General features: G+C 59.0%; 21 protein-coding genes. 15 read left to right on the top strand and 6 right to left on the bottom strand.

Annotation, left to right across the window (positions count from 1 at the left end; genetic code table 11):
* Window positions 1-628 precede the first annotated feature (628 nt).
* Together KGA81_RS05625 and KGA81_RS05620 are read right to left on the bottom strand one after the other, a co-directional pair.
* Window positions 629-1,849 carry a CaiB/BaiF CoA transferase family protein gene (locus KGA81_RS05625; RefSeq protein WP_223544912.1) on the bottom strand — a complete coding sequence of 407 codons (1,221 nt, stop codon included), beginning with the start codon at window positions 1,847-1,849 and terminating at the stop codon, window positions 629-631.
* Window positions 1,850-1,860: 11 nt separating this feature from the next.
* Window positions 1,861-3,042 carry an acyl-CoA dehydrogenase gene (locus KGA81_RS05620; protein ID WP_223544911.1) on the bottom strand — a complete coding sequence of 394 codons (1,182 nt, stop codon included), beginning with the start codon at window positions 3,040-3,042 and terminating at the stop codon, window positions 1,861-1,863.
* 157 nt (window positions 3,043-3,199) lie between these two features.
* On the opposite strand from KGA81_RS05620, the gene KGA81_RS05615 reads away from it, so the two are divergent.
* The 11 genes from KGA81_RS05615 (at window position 3,200) to KGA81_RS05565 (ending at window position 13,355) form a co-directional block, all read left to right on the top strand.
* A complete protein-coding gene (locus KGA81_RS05615) occupies window positions 3,200-4,099 on the top strand; it encodes a LysR family transcriptional regulator (protein ID WP_223544910.1) in 900 nt (299 codons plus the stop codon).
* Between the two features lie 435 nt (window positions 4,100-4,534).
* Window positions 4,535-5,656: a Re/Si-specific NAD(P)(+) transhydrogenase subunit alpha gene (locus tag KGA81_RS05610; protein WP_223544909.1), complete on the top strand. Its 1,122-nt coding sequence runs from the start codon at window positions 4,535-4,537 to the stop codon at window positions 5,654-5,656.
* Window positions 5,657-5,667: 11 nt separating this feature from the next.
* On the top strand, window positions 5,668-6,018 hold the full coding sequence (locus tag KGA81_RS05605; protein ID WP_046042645.1) for an NAD(P) transhydrogenase subunit alpha: 351 nt from the start codon (window positions 5,668-5,670) through the stop codon (window positions 6,016-6,018).
* Window positions 6,015-7,451 (top strand): NAD(P)(+) transhydrogenase (Re/Si-specific) subunit beta, encoded by a 1,437-nt coding sequence (locus KGA81_RS05600; protein WP_223544908.1) that lies wholly within the window; start codon window positions 6,015-6,017, stop codon window positions 7,449-7,451. The genes KGA81_RS05605 and KGA81_RS05600 overlap by 4 nt, the downstream gene beginning before the upstream one ends.
* A gap of 213 nt (window positions 7,452-7,664) precedes the next feature.
* On the top strand, window positions 7,665-9,158 hold the full coding sequence (locus KGA81_RS05595; protein WP_223544907.1) for an acetyl-CoA hydrolase/transferase family protein: 1,494 nt from the start codon (window positions 7,665-7,667) through the stop codon (window positions 9,156-9,158).
* Window positions 9,159-9,477: 319 nt separating this feature from the next.
* On the top strand, window positions 9,478-9,693 hold the full coding sequence (locus KGA81_RS05590) for a DUF1127 domain-containing protein (RefSeq protein WP_108218709.1): 216 nt from the start codon (window positions 9,478-9,480) through the stop codon (window positions 9,691-9,693).
* A gap of 258 nt (window positions 9,694-9,951) precedes the next feature.
* On the top strand, window positions 9,952-10,161 hold the full coding sequence (locus KGA81_RS05585) for a DUF1127 domain-containing protein (protein ID WP_223544906.1): 210 nt from the start codon (window positions 9,952-9,954) through the stop codon (window positions 10,159-10,161).
* A 142-nt stretch (window positions 10,162-10,303) separates the two neighbouring features.
* Complete coding sequence (locus KGA81_RS05580) at window positions 10,304-10,624, top strand: DUF2388 domain-containing protein (protein WP_223544905.1); 321 nt, start codon at window positions 10,304-10,306, stop codon at window positions 10,622-10,624.
* 107 nt (window positions 10,625-10,731) lie between these two features.
* The gene (locus KGA81_RS05575; protein ID WP_223544904.1) at window positions 10,732-11,049 is read left to right on the top strand and encodes a DUF2388 domain-containing protein; all 318 of its coding nucleotides are present in this window, start codon (window positions 10,732-10,734) and stop codon (window positions 11,047-11,049) included.
* A gap of 27 nt (window positions 11,050-11,076) precedes the next feature.
* The gene (locus KGA81_RS05570) at window positions 11,077-11,397 is read left to right on the top strand and encodes a DUF2388 domain-containing protein (RefSeq protein WP_223544903.1); all 321 of its coding nucleotides are present in this window, start codon (window positions 11,077-11,079) and stop codon (window positions 11,395-11,397) included.
* On the top strand, window positions 11,394-13,355 hold the full coding sequence (locus KGA81_RS05565; protein ID WP_223544902.1) for a DUF4105 domain-containing protein: 1,962 nt from the start codon (window positions 11,394-11,396) through the stop codon (window positions 13,353-13,355). The genes KGA81_RS05570 and KGA81_RS05565 overlap by 4 nt, the downstream gene beginning before the upstream one ends.
* Before the next feature lie 188 nt (window positions 13,356-13,543).
* On the opposite strand, the gene trpA is transcribed toward KGA81_RS05565, so the two are convergent.
* A complete protein-coding gene (gene trpA / locus KGA81_RS05560) occupies window positions 13,544-14,356 on the bottom strand; it encodes a tryptophan synthase subunit alpha (RefSeq protein WP_223544901.1) in 813 nt (270 codons plus the stop codon).
* Window positions 14,356-15,591 carry a tryptophan synthase subunit beta gene (gene trpB, locus KGA81_RS05555; RefSeq protein WP_223544900.1) on the bottom strand — a complete coding sequence of 412 codons (1,236 nt, stop codon included), beginning with the start codon at window positions 15,589-15,591 and terminating at the stop codon, window positions 14,356-14,358. Before trpB ends, trpA begins: the two co-directional genes overlap by 1 nt.
* A 124-nt stretch (window positions 15,592-15,715) precedes the next feature.
* On the opposite strand from trpB, the gene KGA81_RS05550 reads away from it, so the two are divergent.
* Window positions 15,716-16,609: a LysR family transcriptional regulator gene (locus KGA81_RS05550; RefSeq protein WP_223544899.1), complete on the top strand. Its 894-nt coding sequence runs from the start codon at window positions 15,716-15,718 to the stop codon at window positions 16,607-16,609.
* Here the strand turns inward: KGA81_RS05550 and KGA81_RS05545 are convergent.
* Window positions 16,606-16,929, bottom strand: coding sequence for a YqjD family protein (locus tag KGA81_RS05545; protein WP_223544898.1), 324 nt, complete (start codon window positions 16,927-16,929; stop codon window positions 16,606-16,608). The two genes, KGA81_RS05550 and KGA81_RS05545, sit on opposite strands and share 4 nt — an antisense overlap.
* A gap of 157 nt (window positions 16,930-17,086) precedes the next feature.
* On the opposite strand from KGA81_RS05545, the gene KGA81_RS05540 reads away from it, so the two are divergent.
* A complete protein-coding gene (locus KGA81_RS05540) occupies window positions 17,087-17,302 on the top strand; it encodes a dodecin (RefSeq protein ID WP_015092929.1) in 216 nt (71 codons plus the stop codon).
* A 121-nt stretch (window positions 17,303-17,423) separates the two neighbouring features.
* Window positions 17,424-17,645, top strand: a complete 222-nt coding sequence (locus tag KGA81_RS05535; RefSeq protein ID WP_008045869.1) for a DUF1161 domain-containing protein — start codon at window positions 17,424-17,426, stop codon at window positions 17,643-17,645.
* Between the two features lie 68 nt (window positions 17,646-17,713).
* On the opposite strand, the gene KGA81_RS05530 is transcribed toward KGA81_RS05535, so the two are convergent.
* Window positions 17,714-18,715, bottom strand: coding sequence for an LLM class flavin-dependent oxidoreductase (locus KGA81_RS05530; protein WP_223544897.1), 1,002 nt, complete (start codon window positions 18,713-18,715; stop codon window positions 17,714-17,716).
* Window positions 18,716-19,106: 391 nt separating this feature from the next.
* On the opposite strand from KGA81_RS05530, the gene KGA81_RS05525 reads away from it, so the two are divergent.
* Window positions 19,107-19,340 (top strand): DUF1161 domain-containing protein, encoded by a 234-nt coding sequence (locus tag KGA81_RS05525; protein WP_223544896.1) that lies wholly within the window; start codon window positions 19,107-19,109, stop codon window positions 19,338-19,340.

Here is a 19,340-nt window from a genome sequence, read left to right as displayed (position 1 = left end):
CTGCCGCCAGCGTTCAATCTGAGCCATGATCAAACTCTTCAGTTCAAACATCTTTGGGTTTTGAGAAAACCCTAAACTTGGCTCAGCAATCGTTGGTTACATCTTTGATTTCTCGCGGAGTAACTTGTGATGCTGATAATCTGTTGACTAGCAGTCTGACTCCACAAGCACCCACACGAATTGCTTGATTCAGTTGTTAAAGAGCGGTTGGTTAAGAGCTTTCGTCTCAACCGAGGCGCGCATTCTACAGCAGCCTCATTTGCTGTCAAGTGATTTTTTAAGAAGTTTTCAAGGATTTCCTTAACAACTTCAACCACTTGCGCTTCAGATCTCTCATCAGCGGGAGGCGAATTCTACAGCGTTACTCGCTGTTGTCAACACCTCTTTTTCAACTTCCTTTTGGCTTCGATGAACTGAAGCAACCTGCTGCCGAAAACTGCGTAACTCATTGTTTACCAAGGAGTTTTCCGTTTCGACTGCGCTGGAAGTGGGGCGAATTATAGGCCTCCAGAATCTGCCGTCAAGCACTGATTTAGATTCTCTATCAATAAGCTGCAGAAAGCAGCAAAAGCCCCGAAGGGGGCCTATATAGAGGAGCCGAAACGCCCCTCTATATAGAAGAGACCAATCAGAGAACGCCCGATGCCTTGAGTGCAGACACCGCCCCGGCATCCAGGCCCAACACCCGTTGCAAAACCTCCAGCGTGTGCTCACCCAGCAACGGAGGTGCATAACGGTATTCCACCGGCGTCTGCGACAGTCGAATCGGGCTCGCCACCTGAGGCACCATCCCGGCCAGCGCATGCGGCAGCTCGATAGCCAACCCGCGTGCCTTGACCTGAGGATCGGCAAACATCTGCGCCAGGTCATTGATAGGCCCGCATGGCACGCCAGCCTGTTCCAGCTGCGCCACCCATTCAGCGGTAGTCTTGAACACCGTTGCCTGGCGGATCAGCGGAATCAGTACAGCCCTGTTTGCCACCCGTAGCTTGTTCGTGGCAAAACGCGGATCGTCCGCCCACTGCGGCTGCCCGGCCACTTCCGCAAACTTGCGAAACTGCCCATCGTTCCCGACGGTAAGGATGAAATCGCCATCCGCCGTAGGAAAATCCTGATAAGGCACAATGTTCGGATGAGCATTGCCCAGACGTTTAGGCGCATTGCCTGTCGTCAGGTAGTTCATTGCCTGGTTGGCCAGACAAGCCACCTGTACGTCCAGTAGCGCCATATCGATATGCTGACCACCGCCGTCATGATCCCGATGCGCAAGCGCAGCCAGGATCGCGACAGTCGAATACAGACCGGTCAGGATATCCGTCAGCGCCACGCCAACCTTCACAGGCCCCGCACCTTCTTCGCCTTCAGGTCGCCCCGTCAGGCTCATGAGGCCGCCGAGCCCCTGGATCATGAAGTCATAGCCCGCACGCTTGGCGTAAGGACCAGTCTGACCAAACCCGGTGATCGAGCAATAGATCAGATCCGGATTGATCGCCTTCAACGATTTATAGTCCAGACCATAGGCCGCCAGACCACCGACCTTGAAGTTCTCGATCAGGATATCTGACTTGGCCGCCAGCTCTCGCACCAGCTTCTGCCCTTCAGGGCGCGTGAAGTCGATGGTGACCGATTGCTTGTTGCGATTGGCCGACAAGTAATAGGCGGCCTCGCTGGTGTTCTCACCATAAGCGTCTTTAAGGAACGGTGGCCCCCAGGCGCGCGTGTCATCGCCGTTACCCGGGCGTTCGACCTTGATCACCTCGGCACCAAGGTCAGCCAGGATCTGCCCGGCCCAAGGCCCGGCCAGCACCCGCGATAAATCCAGTACCCGAAGATGCGATAGCGCGCCCATGGACGTTCTCCTTAATAGAACGCCTGGAGGCCGGTTTGCGCACGACCGAGGATCAGCGCATGGACGTCGTGCGTACCTTCATAGGTATTCACCACTTCCAGGTTGACCAGGTGACGCGCGACACCAAACTCATCGGAGATGCCGTTGCCGCCCAACATATCGCGAGCCATGCGCGCGATGTCCAGGGACTTGCCGCAAGAGTTGCGCTTCATCATCGAAGTGATTTCGACCGCCGCGGTGCCTTCATCCTTCATGCGACCCAGACGCAGGCAGCCTTGCAGCGCCATGGTGATTTCGGTCTGCATGTCGGCCAGTTTTTTCTGGATCAACTGAGTGGCGGCCAATGGGCGGCCGAACTGTTGACGATCCAGGGTGTACTGGCGAGCGGTGTGCCAGCAGAACTCGGCCGCACCCAGCGCACCCCAGGCGATGCCGTAACGTGCCGAGTTGAGGCAAGTGAAAGGCCCTTTCAGGCCACGGACATCCGGGAAAATGTTTTCTTCCGGCACGAACACGTTGTCCATGACGATTTCACCGGTGATCGATGCGCGCAGGCCAACCTTGCCGTGAATTGCCGGAGCGCTCAGGCCTTTCCAGCCTTTCTCCAGAACGAAGCCGCGGATGTCGCCGGCATCGTCCTTGGCCCAGACCACGAACACATCGGCGATCGGGCTGTTGGTGATCCACATCTTGCTGCCGGTGAGGCTGTAGCCGCCTTCCACTTTACGTGCACGAGTGATCATCGCGCCCGGGTCGGAACCGTGATTAGGCTCGGTCAGGCCGAAGCAGCCGATCCACTCGCCCGACGCCAGTTTCGGCAGGTACTTCTGCTTCTGCGCTTCGGTACCGAATTCATTGATTGGCACCATCACCAGCGAGGACTGCACACTCATCATCGAGCGATAGCCAGAGTCGATACGTTCGACTTCACGGGCGATCAGGCCATAGCTGACATAGTTCAGGCCGCTACCGCCGTACTGCTCGGGGATGGTTGCGCCCAACAGGCCAACTTCGCCCATTTCGCGGAAGATCGCCGGATCGGTCTTCTCATGACGGAAAGCCTCAAGAATGCGCGGCGCAAGACTCTGCTGAGCAAACTGCGCAGCTGTGTCGCGAATCATGCGCTCTTCTTCAGTGAGCTGTTGATCCAGCAGCAGGGGATCGATCCAGTTGAAGCTAGCTTTACCGCCCATGAGTGTGTCCTCTCGAATCGGGTCAAATAACGTGGACTGATCCTAGGCCCGGATCGGCGCCACGGCAAACGAGGATTTTGCATACTGTTGTGCTAATTTCTCACTCCGAAACATCGCAAAAGAGCCTTTATGCGATGTATTAGTGAGGTTGACGTACATGCGCAGAAAGATACCTAGCACCACCGCCCTGATCAGCTTCGAGGCTGCGGCGCGTCATGAGAGCTTTACCAAGGCCGCCCAGGAACTTTCGCTGACCCAAGGGGCGATTTGCCGACAGATCGCCAGCCTTGAAGAGTTCCTCAGCGTGGAACTGTTCCGACGCTCGCGGCGCGGAGTGAAGCTGACGGAAGCCGGTCTTTCCTACAGCCGCCGGGTCGCCACTCAACTTGATGCAGTTGAACGCGACACCTTGTCCGTAATGGGCCAGCAGGGCACCAACGTGATCGAACTGGCAGTTGTTCCGACCTTCGGCACCCAATGGCTGCTGCCGCGCCTCAAGGACTTCCAGCAAAAGCACCCGGAAGTGACGGTCAACCTGACCAACCGCACACGACCGTTCCTGTTTGCCGACACTGATTTTGATGCCGCCATCTACTTCGGTGATGCGGATTGGTCCGGTACAGAGTCCCACAGGCTAATGGGTGAGAATCCGATGCCGGTTTGCAGCCTCAACCTGCTCGGGAACAAGACCAGTCTGACGCCTAGCGAAATCGCCGACTTGCCTCTACTGCAACAGACCACCCGCCCCTATGCCTGGCGCCAATGGTTCGACTCCCAACACCTGAATGTCCCTCGAGACATGACAGGCCCCCGCTACGAGCTATTCTCCATGCTCGCCCAGGCAGCCATGCACAACATGGGCATTGCCCTGATCCCGCCGTTCCTGATTCAACGTGAGCTGAAAGAGAAATACCTGGTGATCGCCAACCCGCAAGCACTGTCCAGCATCAAGGCTTATTACCTGATGATTCCTGAGCGAAAGGTCGAATCCGCGTCTTTGAGGGCATTTCGTGACTGGCTGGTAAATCAGGCGCACAGCTACAACCTAGAAGGATAAAGGCCCCTCAACGATACTTGACCTCGTAGTCAACAAATGTAAAGCACTACAGATGTACGTATTTGTCGCATACCAGTAAACTGTATCGAAAAGTTGTACAAACGTTCCACAAGCGCCTGACCACGCGGCTTTGCGCCACTATTTCGAAGCGATGCCACATCATTCATACGGCCGATGTGTAAATTCTTCAATTTCAGCCAGAATCCTTGAAAAGCACGGTCTACAAGGGATCGAGCCACCTGGATGCGACATTCGGTCACGGGGTGACTTGTAGTTAATTTTCCGTCACCCGTCATAATCCCTTGAAGGGCACAAAGTTCGCCTGCAAAATGCCGCGCCCCGCCCTGATTTGGCGGGATCGTGCTGATCGGCCGCCCCAGCCGCACCATCCGCAGTGCATGGGTTTACTCAATAAGATCACGCAGGAGATTTGACGTGCACATTGGTGTTCCTCTCGAAACCCAGACCGGTGAAACACGGGTTGCTGCAACCCCGGAAACCATCAAGAAGCTGATCGGCCAGGGCCATAAGGTCACTGTACAAAGCGGCGCCGGCATTAATGCCAGCGTTGTCGACAGTGCCTATGAAGCGGCAGGCGCAAGCATTGGCAGCGCCAACGATGCGTTTGGTGCAGAGCTGATTCTCAAAGTCGTCGCCCCCAGCGACAGTGAGCTCGCGCTGATCAAGAGCGGCACCATAGTGGTGGGCATGCTCAACCCGTTCAGCAACGAAACCATCGCCAAGCTGGCCGAGTGCGGCATTACCGCCTTTGCCCTGGAGGCGGCGCCGCGCACCTCCCGCGCGCAAAGCCTGGATGTGCTGTCCTCGCAAGCCAACATCGCCGGCTATAAAGCCGTGTTGCTGGCCGCGCATCACTACCCGCGGTTCATGCCGATGCTGATGACTGCGGCGGGCACCGTGAAAGCGGCGCGCGTGCTGATCCTGGGGGCCGGCGTGGCCGGACTGCAGGCCATCGCCACCGCCAAGCGCCTGGGGGCGGTGATCGAGGCTTCGGATGTGCGTCCAGCAGTCAAGGAGCAGATCGAATCCCTCGGCGCCAAGTTCGTCGACGTGCCGTACGAGACCGACGAAGAACGTGAATGCGCCGTCGGCGTCGGCGGTTACGCCCGCCCGATGCCGGCCAGCTGGATGCAGCGCCAGGCCGCGGCCGTGCACGAACGCGCCAAGCAGGCGGACATCGTCATCACCACTGCGCTGATTCCCGGCCGCAAGGCACCGACGCTGCTCAGTGCAGAAACCGTGGCCCAGATGAAACCGGGCTCGGTGGTCATCGACCTCGCGGCCGCCCAGGGCGGCAACTGCCCGCTGACCGTGGCCGACCAGGTGGTCGTCGCACATGGCGTGACCATCGTCGGCCCGACCAACCTGGCCAGCGCCGTGGCGGCCGATGCCTCGGCGCTGTACGCCCGCAACCTGCTGGACTTCATGAAACTGTTGTTCGATAAAGACGGACAACTGGTGATCAACCTGGAAGACGATATCGTCGCCGCGTGCCTGATGTGCCGCGACGGCCAGATCGTGCGCAAGAACGGCTGAGGATAAAAACAATGGAAGACATGCTGATCTCTCACGGTATCTACAACCTGATCATCTTCGTGCTGGCGATTTATGTCGGCTACCACGTGGTCTGGAACGTGACACCGGCCCTGCACACGCCGCTGATGGCGGTGACCAACGCCATCTCGGCCATCGTGATCGTCGGCGCCATGCTCGCCGCCGCGCTGACCGTGACCCCACTGGGCAAGACCATGGGCACCCTGGCCGTGGCCCTGGCCGCGGTCAACGTGTTTGGTGGCTTCCTGGTGACCCGGCGCATGCTGGAAATGTTCAAGAAAAAAGCGGCCAAAGCGCCGGCTGCCAAGGCCGCCGCCGTCAAGGCTGAGGTGCAGCAAGCATGAGCATGAACCTGGTTACGTCCCTGTATCTGATCGCCTCGGTGTGCTTCATCCAGGCGCTCAAGGGCCTCTCGCACCCCACCACGTCGCGCCGCGGCAACCTGTTCGGCATGCTCGGCATGGGCCTGGCGATCCTCACCACGGTGGGCCTGATCTACAAGCTGGGCTCCGAGCTGGCGCACGACGGCATCGTCTACGTGATCGTCGGCCTGCTGATCGGCGGCACGGCCGGTTCGATCATGGCCAAGCGCGTGGAAATGACCAAGATGCCCGAACTGGTCGCCTTCATGCACAGCATGATCGGCCTGGCCGCGGTGTTCATCGCCGTGGCTGCCGTGGTCGAGCCGCAGTCGCTGGGCATCGTTGCGCAACTCGGTGACGCAATCCCGGCCGGTAACCGCCTGGAGCTGTTCCTCGGTGCCGCCATCGGGGCGATCACCTTCTCCGGTTCGGTGATTGCCTTCGGCAAGCTGGCGGGCAAGTACAAGTTCCGCCTGTTCCAGGGCGCCCCGGTCCAGTTCAGCGGCCAGCACAAGCTGAACCTGCTGCTGGGCCTGGCCACCCTGGGCCTGGGCGTGACCTTCATGCTCACCGGCGACTACACCGCCTTCGCCGTGATGCTCGCCCTGGCCTTCGTGCTCGGCGTGCTGATCATCATCCCGATCGGTGGTGCCGACATGCCCGTGGTCGTGTCGATGCTCAACAGCTACTCCGGCTGGGCCGCGGCGGGTATCGGCTTCTCGCTGAACAACTCGATGCTGATCATCGCCGGTTCCTTGGTCGGCTCAAGCGGTGCGATCCTCTCGTACATCATGTGCAAGGCGATGAACCGCTCCTTCTTTAATGTGCTGCTCGGTGGCTTCGGCAATACCGCAGAGGCGGCCGGCCCGGCGGGTGCGAAAGAAGCCCGTCCGGTGAAATCCGGTTCGGCCGACGACGCGACCTTCCTGCTGACCAACGCCGACACCGTGATCATCGTGCCGGGCTACGGCCTGGCGGTGGCGCGGGCCCAGCATGCGCTGAAGGAACTGACCGAGAAGCTGACCCATCGCGGCGTGACCGTGAAGTACGCGATCCACCCGGTGGCCGGTCGCATGCCCGGCCACATGAACGTGTTGCTGGCCGAGGCCGAAGTGCCTTACGACCAGGTGTTCGAGATGGACGACATCAACTCCGAGTTCGGCCAGGCCGACGTGGTGCTGGTGCTGGGGGCCAACGACGTGGTCAACCCGGCGGCGAAGAACGACCCGAAATCGCCGATTGCCGGCATGCCGATCCTCGAGGCGTTCAAGGCCAAGACCATCATCGTCAACAAGCGCTCGATGGCCAGCGGCTACGCCGGCCTGGACAACGAGCTGTTCTACCTGGACAAGACCATGATGGTGTTCGGCGACGCGAAAAAGGTCATCGAAGACATGGTCAAGGCTGTCGACTAACCCTCTGCGGTACACGGAACGCCCCGACTCGTCGGGGCGTTTTTGTTTGCGCAAATCGTCGGACAAACCATTCTTTTGTTACCGATCCGGTAACGGTGTTTTGCTTGAAAGCCCCGGAATAGACGCCTCGATTGCGACCTTGGTAGCGGGACAGAAGCAGGCGCAATTCACTAGACTGCACGTCCTGCTACCTGTTGCCCGAGATAACAACCCATGTACCGTGACCGTATTCGCCTGCCTTCGTTGTTGGACAAAGTGATGAGTGCTGCCGACGCTGCCGCTCTGATTGAGGACGGCATGACCGTCGGCATGAGTGGCTTTACTCGCGCCGGCGAAGCCAAGGCCGTCCCCCAGGCGCTGGCCGAGCGTGCCAAGGTCACGCCGCTGAAGATCAGCCTGATGACCGGCGCAAGCCTGGGCAACGACCTCGACAAGCAGTTGACCGAAGCCGGTGTGCTGTCGCGACGCATGCCGTTTCAGGTCGACAGCACCCTGCGCAAGGCGATCAATGCCGGGGAGGTCATGTTCATCGACCAGCACTTGTCGGAAACCGTGGAGCAATTGCGCAACCAGCAATTGAAACTGCCGGACATTGCCGTGATTGAAGCCGTGGCGATCACCGAGCAAGGGCATATAGTGCCAACCACCTCGGTCGGCAATTCGGCCAGCTTCGCGATTTTCGCCAAGCACGTGATCGTCGAGATCAACATGGCGCACAACCCGAACCTCGAAGGTCTGCACGACATCTATATCCCGACCTACCGTCCGACCCGTACACCGATTCCGCTGGTCAAGGTCGACGATCGCATTGGCAGCACCGCCATCCCGATTCCAGCGGAAAAAATCGTCGCCATCGTGGTCACCAACCAGGCTGATTCGCCCTCCACTGTGTTGGCACCGGACACCGAGACCCAGGCCATTGCCGACCACCTGATCGACTTCTTCAAACAGGAAGTGGCAGCCGGGCGCATGACAAACAAGCTCGGCCCGCTACAAGCCGGTATCGGCACCATCGCCAACTCGGTGATGTGTGGCCTGATCGACTCACCGTTCGAAGACTTGACGATGTATTCCGAGGTCCTGCAGGACTCGACCTTCGACCTGATCGATGCGGGCAAACTGAGTTTTGCGTCGGGCAGTTCGATCACCCTGTCGAGCCGGCGCAATGCCGACGTGTTCGGCAACCTGGAGCGCTACAAGGACAAACTGGTACTGCGTCCGCAGGAGATCTCCAACCACCCTGAAGTCGTGCGCCGCCTTGGCATCATCGGAATCAACACGGCACTGGAGTTCGACATCTATGGCAACGTCAACTCCACTCACGTCTGCGGCACGCGGATGATGAACGGTATCGGTGGCTCGGGCGACTTCGCGCGCAACGCGCACCTGTCTGTGTTCGTGACCAAGTCGATCGCCAAGGGCGGTGCGATCTCCAGCGTGGTGCCGATGGTCAGCCATGTTGACCACACCGAACATGACGTCGACATCCTCGTGACCGAAGTGGGCCTGGCAGACTTGCGAGGCCTTGCACCCCGGGAGCGTGCCCGGGTCATCATCGACAAGTGCGTGCACCCGGATTACCGCCAGGCGCTGAATGATTACTTCACCACCGCGTGCGCAATCGGCGGACACACCCCGCACATCCTGCGTGACGCCCTGAGCTGGCACATCAACCTGGAAGAAACCGGGCAAATGCTGAAGAAGTAATTGGTACAGATAGCAGCTGGCGCAAACACGTTTTCGTCAGCTTGCTCTTGTCTCTTCGCAATATGAAAAAAACTGTACTGCTGTACCGGTCATTTCTCAGGGAAAATTCCTACTCCATCGAACAAAAACAGCAATTTTGCACCTTAATAGTGCAGACAGGTACAGTTGCCTCAATTTAGACCAGTACACCCCCTATAAACAGTTAACTGAGCCCTCACAATACAGATGAACTGTATCTACAGAGACTAGGCAAACGAGAGGATCATGGGTACCAGTTAAACCACTACCTAATCCCGCCATAAGCGGAAGGATGACCACCATGGAACGTACACTCAGTTCCGATCTGTTCTTTCAAGACACTGCTGCAAAAACCCAGGCTTCCCTGCCTCTGCGCGTTATCGCCAACCTGATGCTGTGGCAGCGCCGCATCACCAGCCGCCATCAACTGGCTCGCCTGGATTCGCGTCTGCTGGCTGACGCCGGGATTAGCGAAGCACAACGCTACGAAGAGCTGAGCAAGCCGTTCTGGCGCTAAGTTAGCGTCGCTGGCTCTGACCTTAAGGTCCACCGCCAGCAACCCGAATTGAAAAAACAAGACCCGTCGTGGGAAACCACGACGGGTTTTGTCGTTTTGGCCTGTCAAATTCGGTCTTACAGTAGGGGAACCTGAATACCAGTACAGTTTTCAAAAAATACAAACTGGACGAGTACAATATCGTCGCAGTGTGTCTATAGCGGATGTCCGGCCGGTGTCAGCATGGCCCCCTCTACTTATCAGGACAGGGATCGCGCCATGAATTCTTTACAGGATGTTTCCACATCATCGGTTCAATCGAGACCTCGCCTGAACTGGGTCAGAGATCTGCCAACAAGACTCTTCGCTAGTCTCGAAAGAGCGAGAACACGACGTTTACTGGCTCAACTCAATGATCATCAGCTATCGGATCTTGGTATCAGCCACGCCGACCGCGTCAATGAGATGGACAAACCGTTCTGGCGCTGACCGTCTGTTTGCATGACGGGCTGTTCGAACTGACACACTCAGGCCTAATATCAAGCCATAACGTGGCGAGCGCCAGGCGCTTGGCGTCTGACCTTGCAGACACTGCGCCATTTTTCAATTGGTTTACCAAAAGGAGTTACCCATGTCCCGTCTCCGTCTGCTCAGCGCTGCTGCCCTGTTTGCCGTGGCAGCCAATGCCAGCGCATCCAGCTTCATCGTGACCACCGACGCTGTTGTCAACGCGCTCAAAGCCACATCCGATGCGACCTCCGACGTCATCTCGTCGTCGTTCAAGGATGACAAAATCGTCCTCGCAGCCCGTGACGACGCTGCCAGCTTCGTCGCCAGTGAAGGTTCCATCCGCGGCGTGAAACTGGAAAGCGCCATCGACCACATTCACCGCCAGGCACCACAGCTGAGCGCAACCGACGCCCAGCTGGCGCAAGCGATCCTGACGATCTAAACGACTGCACAGACATGGGGCACGCCCGGCGTGTCCCAATGTTTCGACGCTGGCTCTAGATCGGGCCTTGCGCTAGCCTTGGGACCCGTTTTCAACTGTCGAGTCTCATGCGCTTTCCTTCAAGTCTCTTGATCGCTCCAGTCTTTCTTACCCTTGGCTGCTGCGGATCAGCCCACGCTTATGACGCCTTCAACCTGTCCACCCAAGGCATCGTCGCCAGCGGTTACGCCACAAGTTTGGTGACCAGCGCCCCCTTCGACCATAAACTGCTGCTCGCCGCCCAGGATGACGCTGCGGCATTCATTGCCAGTGACGGCCAACTGAGAGGCGCACGACTGGAGTCGGCCCTGCAGTATCTGCGCCGAACCCAGGTAAAACTTCATGCCAGCGACCTTGAACTGGCACAAGCAATTCTCGTCCAATAGTTATCCCTGTTTTTCTGGAGTCGTTCCATGCGTAACCCGCTGATTGCTGCCACCTTAGGCCTGCTGCTGTTGGCCGATGTGGCCCAGGCACATACTCTGGTTGCCACCAGTAACATGCTGATCCGCGCCACCCAGCGCACCCTCGATTTCACTTCCGATACCACTACGTCCATTCGCGACTCGAAAATCGTACGCGAAGCCCAGGACGACGCCGCCAGTTTCGTTGCCAGCAATGGCGACATTCGTGGCGCTCACCTGGAATCCGCTTTCGACTTGCTGCGCACCCGCGTGCCGGAAGCCCGTGACGCCAGTGACCAGGATCTCGCCGAAGCCCTCCTCGCACTGTGAAGCGTCCAGGCGCCTGGCTGCTGGCCGGGGCTCTGTTGTTGCTCGGCAACACGGCCCACGCAGGCCTTCAATTACAGCTCAAGACCGAAGGTCTGACGCCCGCACAACAGCAAGCCAGCCAGGCCTTGCTCGATGAAGCCATGCAGGCACTGCCGCCACGCTTTATCGAGCGACTCGATCGACGCATCGACGTTGGCTGGACCGATGACATGCCACGCAACGCCTACGGTCAGGCATCGCTGGTGTCCGAGCTCGATCTGAACCGCAACCTGCTGGCCGGCCTTACCGACGGGAGCGCCGCGACCAGGAAAACCCATCGCCCCCATGGCACTGTGCGCCGGGAAATGCTGGCCACTGTATTGCACGAGCTGACGCACATCTACGATCGCTCACGCCTGTGGCCGGATGCCGAACGCAAGCTGATTCAACGCTGCACTCAGCGTAACAACAGCTCAGGGCTGGTTGGCATTCCCGACCAATGCCGGGGCCAGTCGGATCGGCGCTTTACCCTTAGTGATGATCCACGCCTGCTCGACCTCGCCGGCTGGCAGCAATACGTAGGTCGTCGTGGCGAACGCGAACAGCACAATCGCCAGATTGCCCGCAGCCCGGACATCTACGAGACAAGCAGTCCGAAGGAATTCGTTGCGGTGAACATGGAGTATTTCCTCCTCGACCCGAGCTACGCCTGCCGTCGACCCGCGCTGTACCGCTACTACAAGGAACATTTCGGTTGGGCGCCTGCCGCCAAAAACACCTGCAGTAAAACCTTCGCGTTCCTCAATGCCGGCAACGACTTCGCCAAGACACCTCTGGGCCAGGTCGATCCGGAGCGGGTGTATGCCGTTGACTATCTGTTGGCCGAAGCTAACCAGAACCTGTTCAGCCGCTGGGGCCATAGCATGTTGCGCCTGGTGATCTGCGCACCGGGCCGACCACGCGGACCGGATTGTCGACTGGACCTGGACCAGCATCTGGTGCTGTCGTACCGCGCCTTCGTCGGCGACGTACAGCTGTCGAGCTGGGATGGCCTGGTCGGTAAATACCCGTCGCGGCTGTTTATCCTGCCGCTGTCCCAGGTCATCGACGAATACACCAAGACCGAACTGCGCAGCCTGGCCTCCGTGCCCCTGAACCTGTCGCGCAGAGAGATTGAAGACGTGGTCGGACGTGCCGCCGAGATGCACTGGAGCTACGACGGCAACTACTTCTTCCTGTCAAACAACTGCGCAGTGGAAGAACTGAAATTGCTGCGTGGCGGGACCAACAACCCGCAGTTGGTTGGACTCGACAACATCATGCCCAACGGTTTGCTGGAAGTGCTCAAGGGCCGAGGACTGGCGGACACCAGTGTGCTGGACGATCCACGGGAAGCCCTGCGCCTGGGTTATCGTTTCGACTCCTTCCGCGATCGCTATCAGGCCATGTTCGAAGTCCTGAAAAAGCACTTGCCGATCAAACAGGAAACCGTCGAAGACTGGCTCGACTTGAAAGCCTCGGAGCGTCGGCAATGGTTCGACCAGGCTGATTTGCGCACCAGTGCGGCGTTGCTTCTGCTGGAGCAAGCGAGTTTTCGTCGACAGTTGCTGTTGGCCCAGGATGAAGTGAAACAGCGTTATCTGGGCGCCCGCGAGCTGAAGAATGGCGGCATGGACAAGGCCAACGAGACGCTCAAGGACATTCTCGCCAACAGTGGCTTCCTCAGCCGCCCCGCGGAGCTGCTGGGTACCAACGGTTATGGCTTGCCACAGCCGAGCGAGTGGGAGCATCTGGAATCGGAAAGCAGCCAGCGCCAGAAGCAGCTCCTGGCACTGTCCGGGGATCTGGACAAGGAAGTGAGAGCGTTGCTCGAACCGGGCCGTGCCGCCGAAATGGCTGCCAATGAGGCCAACGTGAAACAGATTGGCGAGCACTTGCGCAAACTGCACAAGGCGTCAGGCGGAATAGAGTTGCCTTGACCCAAATCCTGTAGGAGCGAGCTTGCTCCGGGCGGCGATCCGACGAAAAGGCCATCAGTTTCAACATCCATGTTGACTGATACACCGCCTTCGCGAGCAAGCTCGCTCCTACAGGGGTTCAGTGTTCAGCCCAGTGGCTGATCCGTCAGTACACAATCCCCTGCAGAACCTCATGGACAATCTTACCCTCAGCTGACGCGGGCCTTACGCACGCCGTCCGCCAACGCCGAGCACAAGCTCAATACACCGTCGACTGCCTGATCCGCGGTTGCCGCATTGGCGATCTGGTCGATCAATGCCGAACCCACCACCACACCATCAGCCAAGCGAGCGATGGATGCCGCCTGCTCCGGGGTACGGATACCGAAACCGATGCTGATCGGCAGGTCGGCATGGCGGCGCAGACGGGCGACCGCTTCCTCGACGTGCTCCAGCGTGGCGGCACCGGCGCCGGTCACACCGGCCACCGAGACGTAGTAGACGAAACCGGAGCTGCCGTTGAGAACGGTCGGCAGGCGTACATCGTCGGTGGTTGGCGTGGTCAGGCGGATAAAATCCAGGCCCGCGGCCTGCGCCGGGTCGCACAGCTCGCCGTTATGCTCCGGCGGCAGGTCGACCACGATCAGGCCATCAACGCCGGCTTCTTTGGCTTGCGCAATGAAGCGCGGCACACCGTACATGTGGATCGGGTTGAAGTACCCCATCAGCACCAGCGGCGTTTCGTTGTTGTCCTGGCGGAACTCGCGAACCATTTGCAGGGTTTTCGCCAGATTCTGTTTGGCACCCAACGCACGGATGTTGGCGAGCTGGATGGCCGGGCCGTCAGCCATGGGGTCGGTGAAGGGCATGCCCAGTTCGATCACGTCGGCACCCGCCGCCGGCAAGCCCTTGAGGATGGCCAGGGAGGTGTCATAGCCCGGGTCGCCGGCGGTCACGAAGGTCACCAGGGCGGCGCGGTTCTGTTCCTTGAGTTCGGCAAAACGCGTTTGCAGGCGGCTCATCAGTGTTTCTCCTGCTTGGATTGCTCGTGTTGAGAGTGTTCCATATGGTGCATCACGGTTTGCATGTCTTTGTCGCCACGCCCGGACAGGTTGACCACCATCAGGTGATCCTTCGGCAGGCTCGGTGCGCGCTTGAAGACTTCAGCCAGGGCATGGGCGCTTTCCAGGGCAGGGATGATCCCTTCCAGGCGGCAGCACTGGTGGAACGCGGCGAGGGCTTCGTCATCGGTCACCGAGGTGTACTGAACGCGACCAATGTCGTGCAACCAAGCGTGTTCCGGACCGATGCCCGGGTAGTCCAGGCCAGCGGAGATCGAGTGGGCGTCGATGATCTGGCCATCGTCGTCCTGCAACAGGAAGGTGCGGTTGCCGTGCAGCACGCCCGGCACGCCGCCGTTCAGGCTGGCCGCATGCTTGCCGGTCTCGATGCCGTAACCGGCAGCTTCAACGCCGATGATCTCGACGCTCTTGTCGTCCAGGAACGGGTGGAACAGCCCCATGGCGTTGGAACCACCGCCGATGCACGCCACCAGGCTGTCCGGCAGGCGACCTTCCTGGGCTTGCAGCTGCTCGCGGGTTTCCTTGCCGATCACGGCCTGGAAGTCGCGAACCATTGCCGGGTAAGGGTGCGGCCCAGCCACGGTGCCGATCAGGTAGAAGGTGCTGTCGACGTTGGTCACCCAGTCACGCAGGGCTTCGTTCATCGCGTCTTTCAGCGTGCCGGTGCCGGCCACCACCGGGATCACTTCGGCACCCAAAAGCTTCATGCGAAACACGTTGGCCTGCTGACGTTCGATGTCAGTGGTGCCCATGTAGATCACGCAATCCAGACCGAAACGCGCGGCGACGGTGGCGGTGGCCACACCGTGCATGCCGGCGCCGGTCTCGGCGATGATGCGCTTTTTGCCCATGCGCCGCGCCAGCAGGATCTGGCCGATGCAGTTGTTGATCTTGTGCGCGCCGGTGTGGTTCAGCTCTTCGCGCTTGAGGTAGATCTTCGCGCCGCCACAGAACTCGGTCAGGCGCTCGGCGAAGTACAGTGGGCTTGGGCGTCCGACGTAGTCGCGCTGGAAATAGGCCAGTTCTTTCTTGAATGCAGGATCTTCCTTGGCCAACTCATATTCGCGGGCCAGGTCGAGGATCAACGGCATCAGGGTTTCGGCAACGTAGCGGCCGCCGAACGCGCCAAACAGGCCGTTGGCATCAGGGCCGTTGCGCAGATTAGTCTGGGTCATGGGGCGCTCCAGTTGAATGCGTGAAGTGATGCATAAAGAGACAGTGGGCTTCACTCTACCCCTGACGACCCGGCCTGAAAACCGATAAGATCGCCACAACCTGTCAGGAAAACTCACAGATCCCATGAGCCATGACCTTCCTCCGCTGAACGCGCTTCGCGCCTTCGAAGCCACTGCCCGCTTGAACAGCGTCAGTCAGGCGGCTGAGCAGCTGCACGTCACCCACGGTGCAGTCAGCCGGCAGCTCAAGGTGCTTGAAGAACACCTCGGCGTAAGCCTGTTCATCAAGGACGGTCGCGGCCTGAAACTCACAGATGCCGGATTGCGCCTGCGTGATGCCAGCAGCGAGGCCTTCGAGCGTCTGCGCAGCGTTTGCGCGGAACTCACCCAAAGCACGGCCGATGCGCCATTCGTGCTCGGTTGCTCGGGTAGCCTGCTGGCGCGCTGGTTTATCCCGCGATTGGGGAGACTCAATGCCGACCTGCCGGATTTGCGCCTGCACCTGTCGGCCGGAGAAGGCGATCTCGACCCGCGAAGGCCGGGGCTGGATGCCTTGCTGGTCTTTGCCGAGCCACCCTGGCCGGCGGACATGCAGGTTTTCGAGCTGGCCCGCGAATGCATTGGTCCGGTCATGAGCCCTCGGTTCGCCGGCTATGAGCGGCTCAAGCACGCATCGGAAACTGCACTGCTGAGCGAGCCCTTGCTGCACACCACCTCACGCCCGCAAGCCTGGCCGAGCTGGGCGCAATCACGCGGCCTCGACGCCAGGGCGTTGAAGTACGGTCAGGGATTTGAACATTTGTATTACTTGCTGGAAGCCGCCGTCGCGGGTCTGGGCGTGGCGATTGCCCCCGAACCTTTGGTGGCGGAGGACTTGAAGGCCGGTCGCCTGGTTGCACCATGGGGCTTCAGTGAAACCCCGGCGCACCTGGCGTTGTGGCTCCCCAAGCGCGCCGCGGACGGGCGCGCCCGGCAACTGGCGCAGTGGCTCAAGAACGAGCTGCGTCGGACGGATTAATCACGCTTGAACAACAGATAAGCTGCGAGCAGGCCTAATGCGCCCACGGCGACACCGGCTGTTGTCCAGGGGTGTTCCTGGGCGTAGTCCCGGGTGGCAATCCCGGTTTCACGGGTTTTGACCTTGACCTCTTCATAGGCATCGGCAAGCAGATGGCGCGAATGCCTCAAGGCATTCTCGGCATTGCTTTTCAGGGTCTTGAGGGTTTTACGCGACTCGTCCGAGGTGTCGTCCTTCAGGCTCTCCAAAGACTTGAGCAGACTCTCGATCTCGGCTTCCATGCTTTGCAATGAGGCTTTGCGTAACGAGGTATTGGCCATGATGGCTCTCCTGCATTGGTGATGAGTGGCGTGTTTTGAGTGGGACTTCATGGGTTCGGGAAAGTGCAGTAAATATGAACGTCACACTCAGAACAGCCAACAGAAGAAATAGGAAAAATCACTGCTAGGCTGTAATTCACACGCCGAGGAGAACGCCATGTCTGACCATCACACCTACAAGAAAGTCGAGCTGGTCGGCTCGTCCACCAGCAGTATCGAAGATGCGATCAACAACGCCCTGACCGAAGCCAGCAAGAGCATCAAGTACATGGAATGGTTTGAAGTGACCGAGACCCGTGGACACATCAGGGACGGCAAGGCTGCGCACTTTCAGGTGACCTTGAAAGTCGGGTTCCGGATTGCCAGCAGCTGACTTTGGGCTAGTCTTCTGAACTTGCACGCCGGCCGAATGCCATAGGGAATGGCAAAGCACTGCACGAGTGCGTCCGGCTGACGGCTGGTTACCCCGATGATCCGACCAGGGAATGCAACCGATGAAGAAGTTTATGTTGGCAGTGGGTTTGTTGAGCCTTGCGGGGAGCGCATTGGCGGGCGGTAAGCCATGCGAAGAGCTGAAAGCCGAAATCGCAGCGAAACTTGATGCCAAGGGCGTTTCCGGTTACTCGCTGGAGATTGTCGACAAAGGTGCCGCTGCCGGCGGAAAAGTTGTTGGCAAATGCGAAGCGGGTGCCAAAGTGATCGTCTATAAAAAGTAGGCCGATTTTCGCCAGAATGAAAAAGCCGACGCCGTGGCGCCGGCTTTTTTATGCCTGCTGTTTGAGTATCAGCCTCGCATGACCTGCGCCAGCAACTCGTAGGAATGCACGCGATCCGAATGCTCGTACAGGTCACAGGTGAAAATCAACTCGTCAGCCTGGGTCTGTTCGATCAGGACCTCGAGTTTGCCGCGGATTTTCTGGGGGCTGCCGATCATGGCCAGGCCAAGGAAATCGTGAACGGCCTCTTTCTCATGGGGCAGCCACAGGCCATCCATGGTCTTCACCGGCGGACGCTGTACCAGGCTTTGGCCACGCATCAGGGCGAGAATCCGCTGAAACACCGAAGTCGCCAGGTAATCGGCCTGCTCGTCGGTATCGGCTGCCACTAAAGGCACACCGAGCATCACATAGGGTTTGTCCAAAACGGCTGAAGGCTTGAAGTGATTGCGGTAGACCCGAATCGCTTCATGCATGTAGCGCGGTGCGAAATGCGATGCGAAGGCGTAGGGCAAGCCACGTTCACCGGCCAGTTGTGCACTGAACAGGCTCGACCCCAACAACCAGACTGGCACATTGGTCCCAGTGCCCGGCATGGCGATGATGCGTTGGTCCGGAGTACGCGGCCCGAGATAGCGCACCAGCTCCGCCACATCTTCCGGGAAATCGTCGGCGCTGCCGGAGCGTTCACGGCGCAGCGCACGAGCGGTCATCTGGTCGGAACCGGGTGCGCGCCCCAGGCCCAGGTCAATGCGACCCGGATAAAGACTTTCCAGTGTGCCGAACTGCTCGGCAATCACCAACGGTGCGTGGTTGGGCAACATCACCCCACCCGAACCAACTCGAATGGTCGACGTACCACCGGCCAGATAACCGAGCAGTACCGAAGTCGCGGAACTGGCAATGCCGTCCATATTGTGGTGCTCAGCCACCCAGAAGCGGTTGTAACCGAATTTCTCGACGTGCTGCGCCAGGTCCAGCGAATTGCGCAGCGACTGAGCCGCGCTGCCGTTCTCGCGCACCGGCACCAGATCGAGGGTCGAGAACTTGATATCGGACAGTCGTTTCATAAACCTGCTTCTCCAAATGAGGGTGCAGGTTTGTTCTTGCGAACGAATACCTGCCGAATCCAAAAGCGTGTTCATGCAATGAGGGCATATACCCGAGTTTCAATAGCCCGGTAAAAAATCCCGCGAAAAAAGCAGATTGATCGGACGGGTCTGCCCGGTGCCTAAGGTGCGGAATGCGAAGATCAGCCTGGAAGCAACATTGGTCGGCCAGATTTTCGTTGAGAACAAAAGATCGCTGCCTTGAGCAACCTGCCGGGATCTTTCGGCAAAAAGTGCTTAAGGCCGCGATCTTTTTTGTGTCGCGACAGACTTGCCCGCTAAAACTGTGGTCGAATAAATGACAGCAGCAAAAACCCATGACTGTGCGTGCTGCGTCAAAGGAGCTTCAACCATGAAACGTCTTACCCTGGCGGTTATCTGTTGCGCACTGGCCACTTCGGCCCTCGCAGCGCCGAAACCCTGCGAAGAACTCAAGGCCGAGATCGAAGCCAAGATCCAGGCCAGTGGCGTCACGTCCTATACGCTTGAGATCGTCACCAACGACGAAGTACACGACCAGAACATGGTCGTAGGCTCGTGCGAAAACGGCACCAAGAAAATCATCTACCAGAAGAACGATCGCTGA

It is taken from the genome of Pseudomonas sp. A-B-19 (assembly GCF_019947515.1).
Taxonomy (GTDB): domain Bacteria; phylum Pseudomonadota; class Gammaproteobacteria; order Pseudomonadales; family Pseudomonadaceae; genus Aquipseudomonas.
The sequence above is the reverse complement of the archived record's forward strand: the minus strand, read 5'-3'. Positions and strand labels throughout refer to the sequence as shown.

What these genes read in the sequence shown, in the direction of transcription:
- KGA81_RS05625 (WP_223544912.1), bottom strand. Translation starts at nt 1,849, where the DNA reads ATGGGCGCGCTATCGCATCTTCGGGTACTGGATTTATCGCGGGTGCTG.
- KGA81_RS05620 (WP_223544911.1), bottom strand. Translation starts at nt 3,042, where the DNA reads ATGGGCGGTAAAGCTAGCTTCAACTGGATCGATCCCCTGCTGCTGGAT.
- KGA81_RS05615 (WP_223544910.1), top strand. Translation starts at nt 3,200, where the DNA reads ATGCGCAGAAAGATACCTAGCACCACCGCCCTGATCAGCTTCGAGGCT.
- KGA81_RS05605 (WP_046042645.1), top strand. Translation starts at nt 5,668, where the DNA reads ATGGAAGACATGCTGATCTCTCACGGTATCTACAACCTGATCATCTTC.
- KGA81_RS05600 (WP_223544908.1), top strand. Translation starts at nt 6,015, where the DNA reads ATGAGCATGAACCTGGTTACGTCCCTGTATCTGATCGCCTCGGTGTGC.
- KGA81_RS05595 (WP_223544907.1), top strand. Translation starts at nt 7,665, where the DNA reads ATGTACCGTGACCGTATTCGCCTGCCTTCGTTGTTGGACAAAGTGATG.
- KGA81_RS05590 (WP_108218709.1), top strand. Translation starts at nt 9,478, where the DNA reads ATGGAACGTACACTCAGTTCCGATCTGTTCTTTCAAGACACTGCTGCA.
- KGA81_RS05585 (WP_223544906.1), top strand. Translation starts at nt 9,952, where the DNA reads ATGAATTCTTTACAGGATGTTTCCACATCATCGGTTCAATCGAGACCT.
- KGA81_RS05580 (WP_223544905.1), top strand. Translation starts at nt 10,304, where the DNA reads ATGTCCCGTCTCCGTCTGCTCAGCGCTGCTGCCCTGTTTGCCGTGGCA.
- KGA81_RS05575 (WP_223544904.1), top strand. Translation starts at nt 10,732, where the DNA reads ATGCGCTTTCCTTCAAGTCTCTTGATCGCTCCAGTCTTTCTTACCCTT.
- KGA81_RS05570 (WP_223544903.1), top strand. Translation starts at nt 11,077, where the DNA reads ATGCGTAACCCGCTGATTGCTGCCACCTTAGGCCTGCTGCTGTTGGCC.
- trpA (WP_223544901.1), bottom strand. Translation starts at nt 14,356, where the DNA reads ATGAGCCGCCTGCAAACGCGTTTTGCCGAACTCAAGGAACAGAACCGC.
- trpB (WP_223544900.1), bottom strand. Translation starts at nt 15,591, where the DNA reads ATGACCCAGACTAATCTGCGCAACGGCCCTGATGCCAACGGCCTGTTT.
- KGA81_RS05550 (WP_223544899.1), top strand. Translation starts at nt 15,716, where the DNA reads ATGAGCCATGACCTTCCTCCGCTGAACGCGCTTCGCGCCTTCGAAGCC.
- KGA81_RS05545 (WP_223544898.1), bottom strand. Translation starts at nt 16,929, where the DNA reads ATGGCCAATACCTCGTTACGCAAAGCCTCATTGCAAAGCATGGAAGCC.
- KGA81_RS05540 (WP_015092929.1), top strand. Translation starts at nt 17,087, where the DNA reads ATGTCTGACCATCACACCTACAAGAAAGTCGAGCTGGTCGGCTCGTCC.
- KGA81_RS05535 (WP_008045869.1), top strand. Translation starts at nt 17,424, where the DNA reads ATGAAGAAGTTTATGTTGGCAGTGGGTTTGTTGAGCCTTGCGGGGAGC.
- KGA81_RS05530 (WP_223544897.1), bottom strand. Translation starts at nt 18,715, where the DNA reads ATGAAACGACTGTCCGATATCAAGTTCTCGACCCTCGATCTGGTGCCG.
- KGA81_RS05525 (WP_223544896.1), top strand. Translation starts at nt 19,107, where the DNA reads ATGAAACGTCTTACCCTGGCGGTTATCTGTTGCGCACTGGCCACTTCG.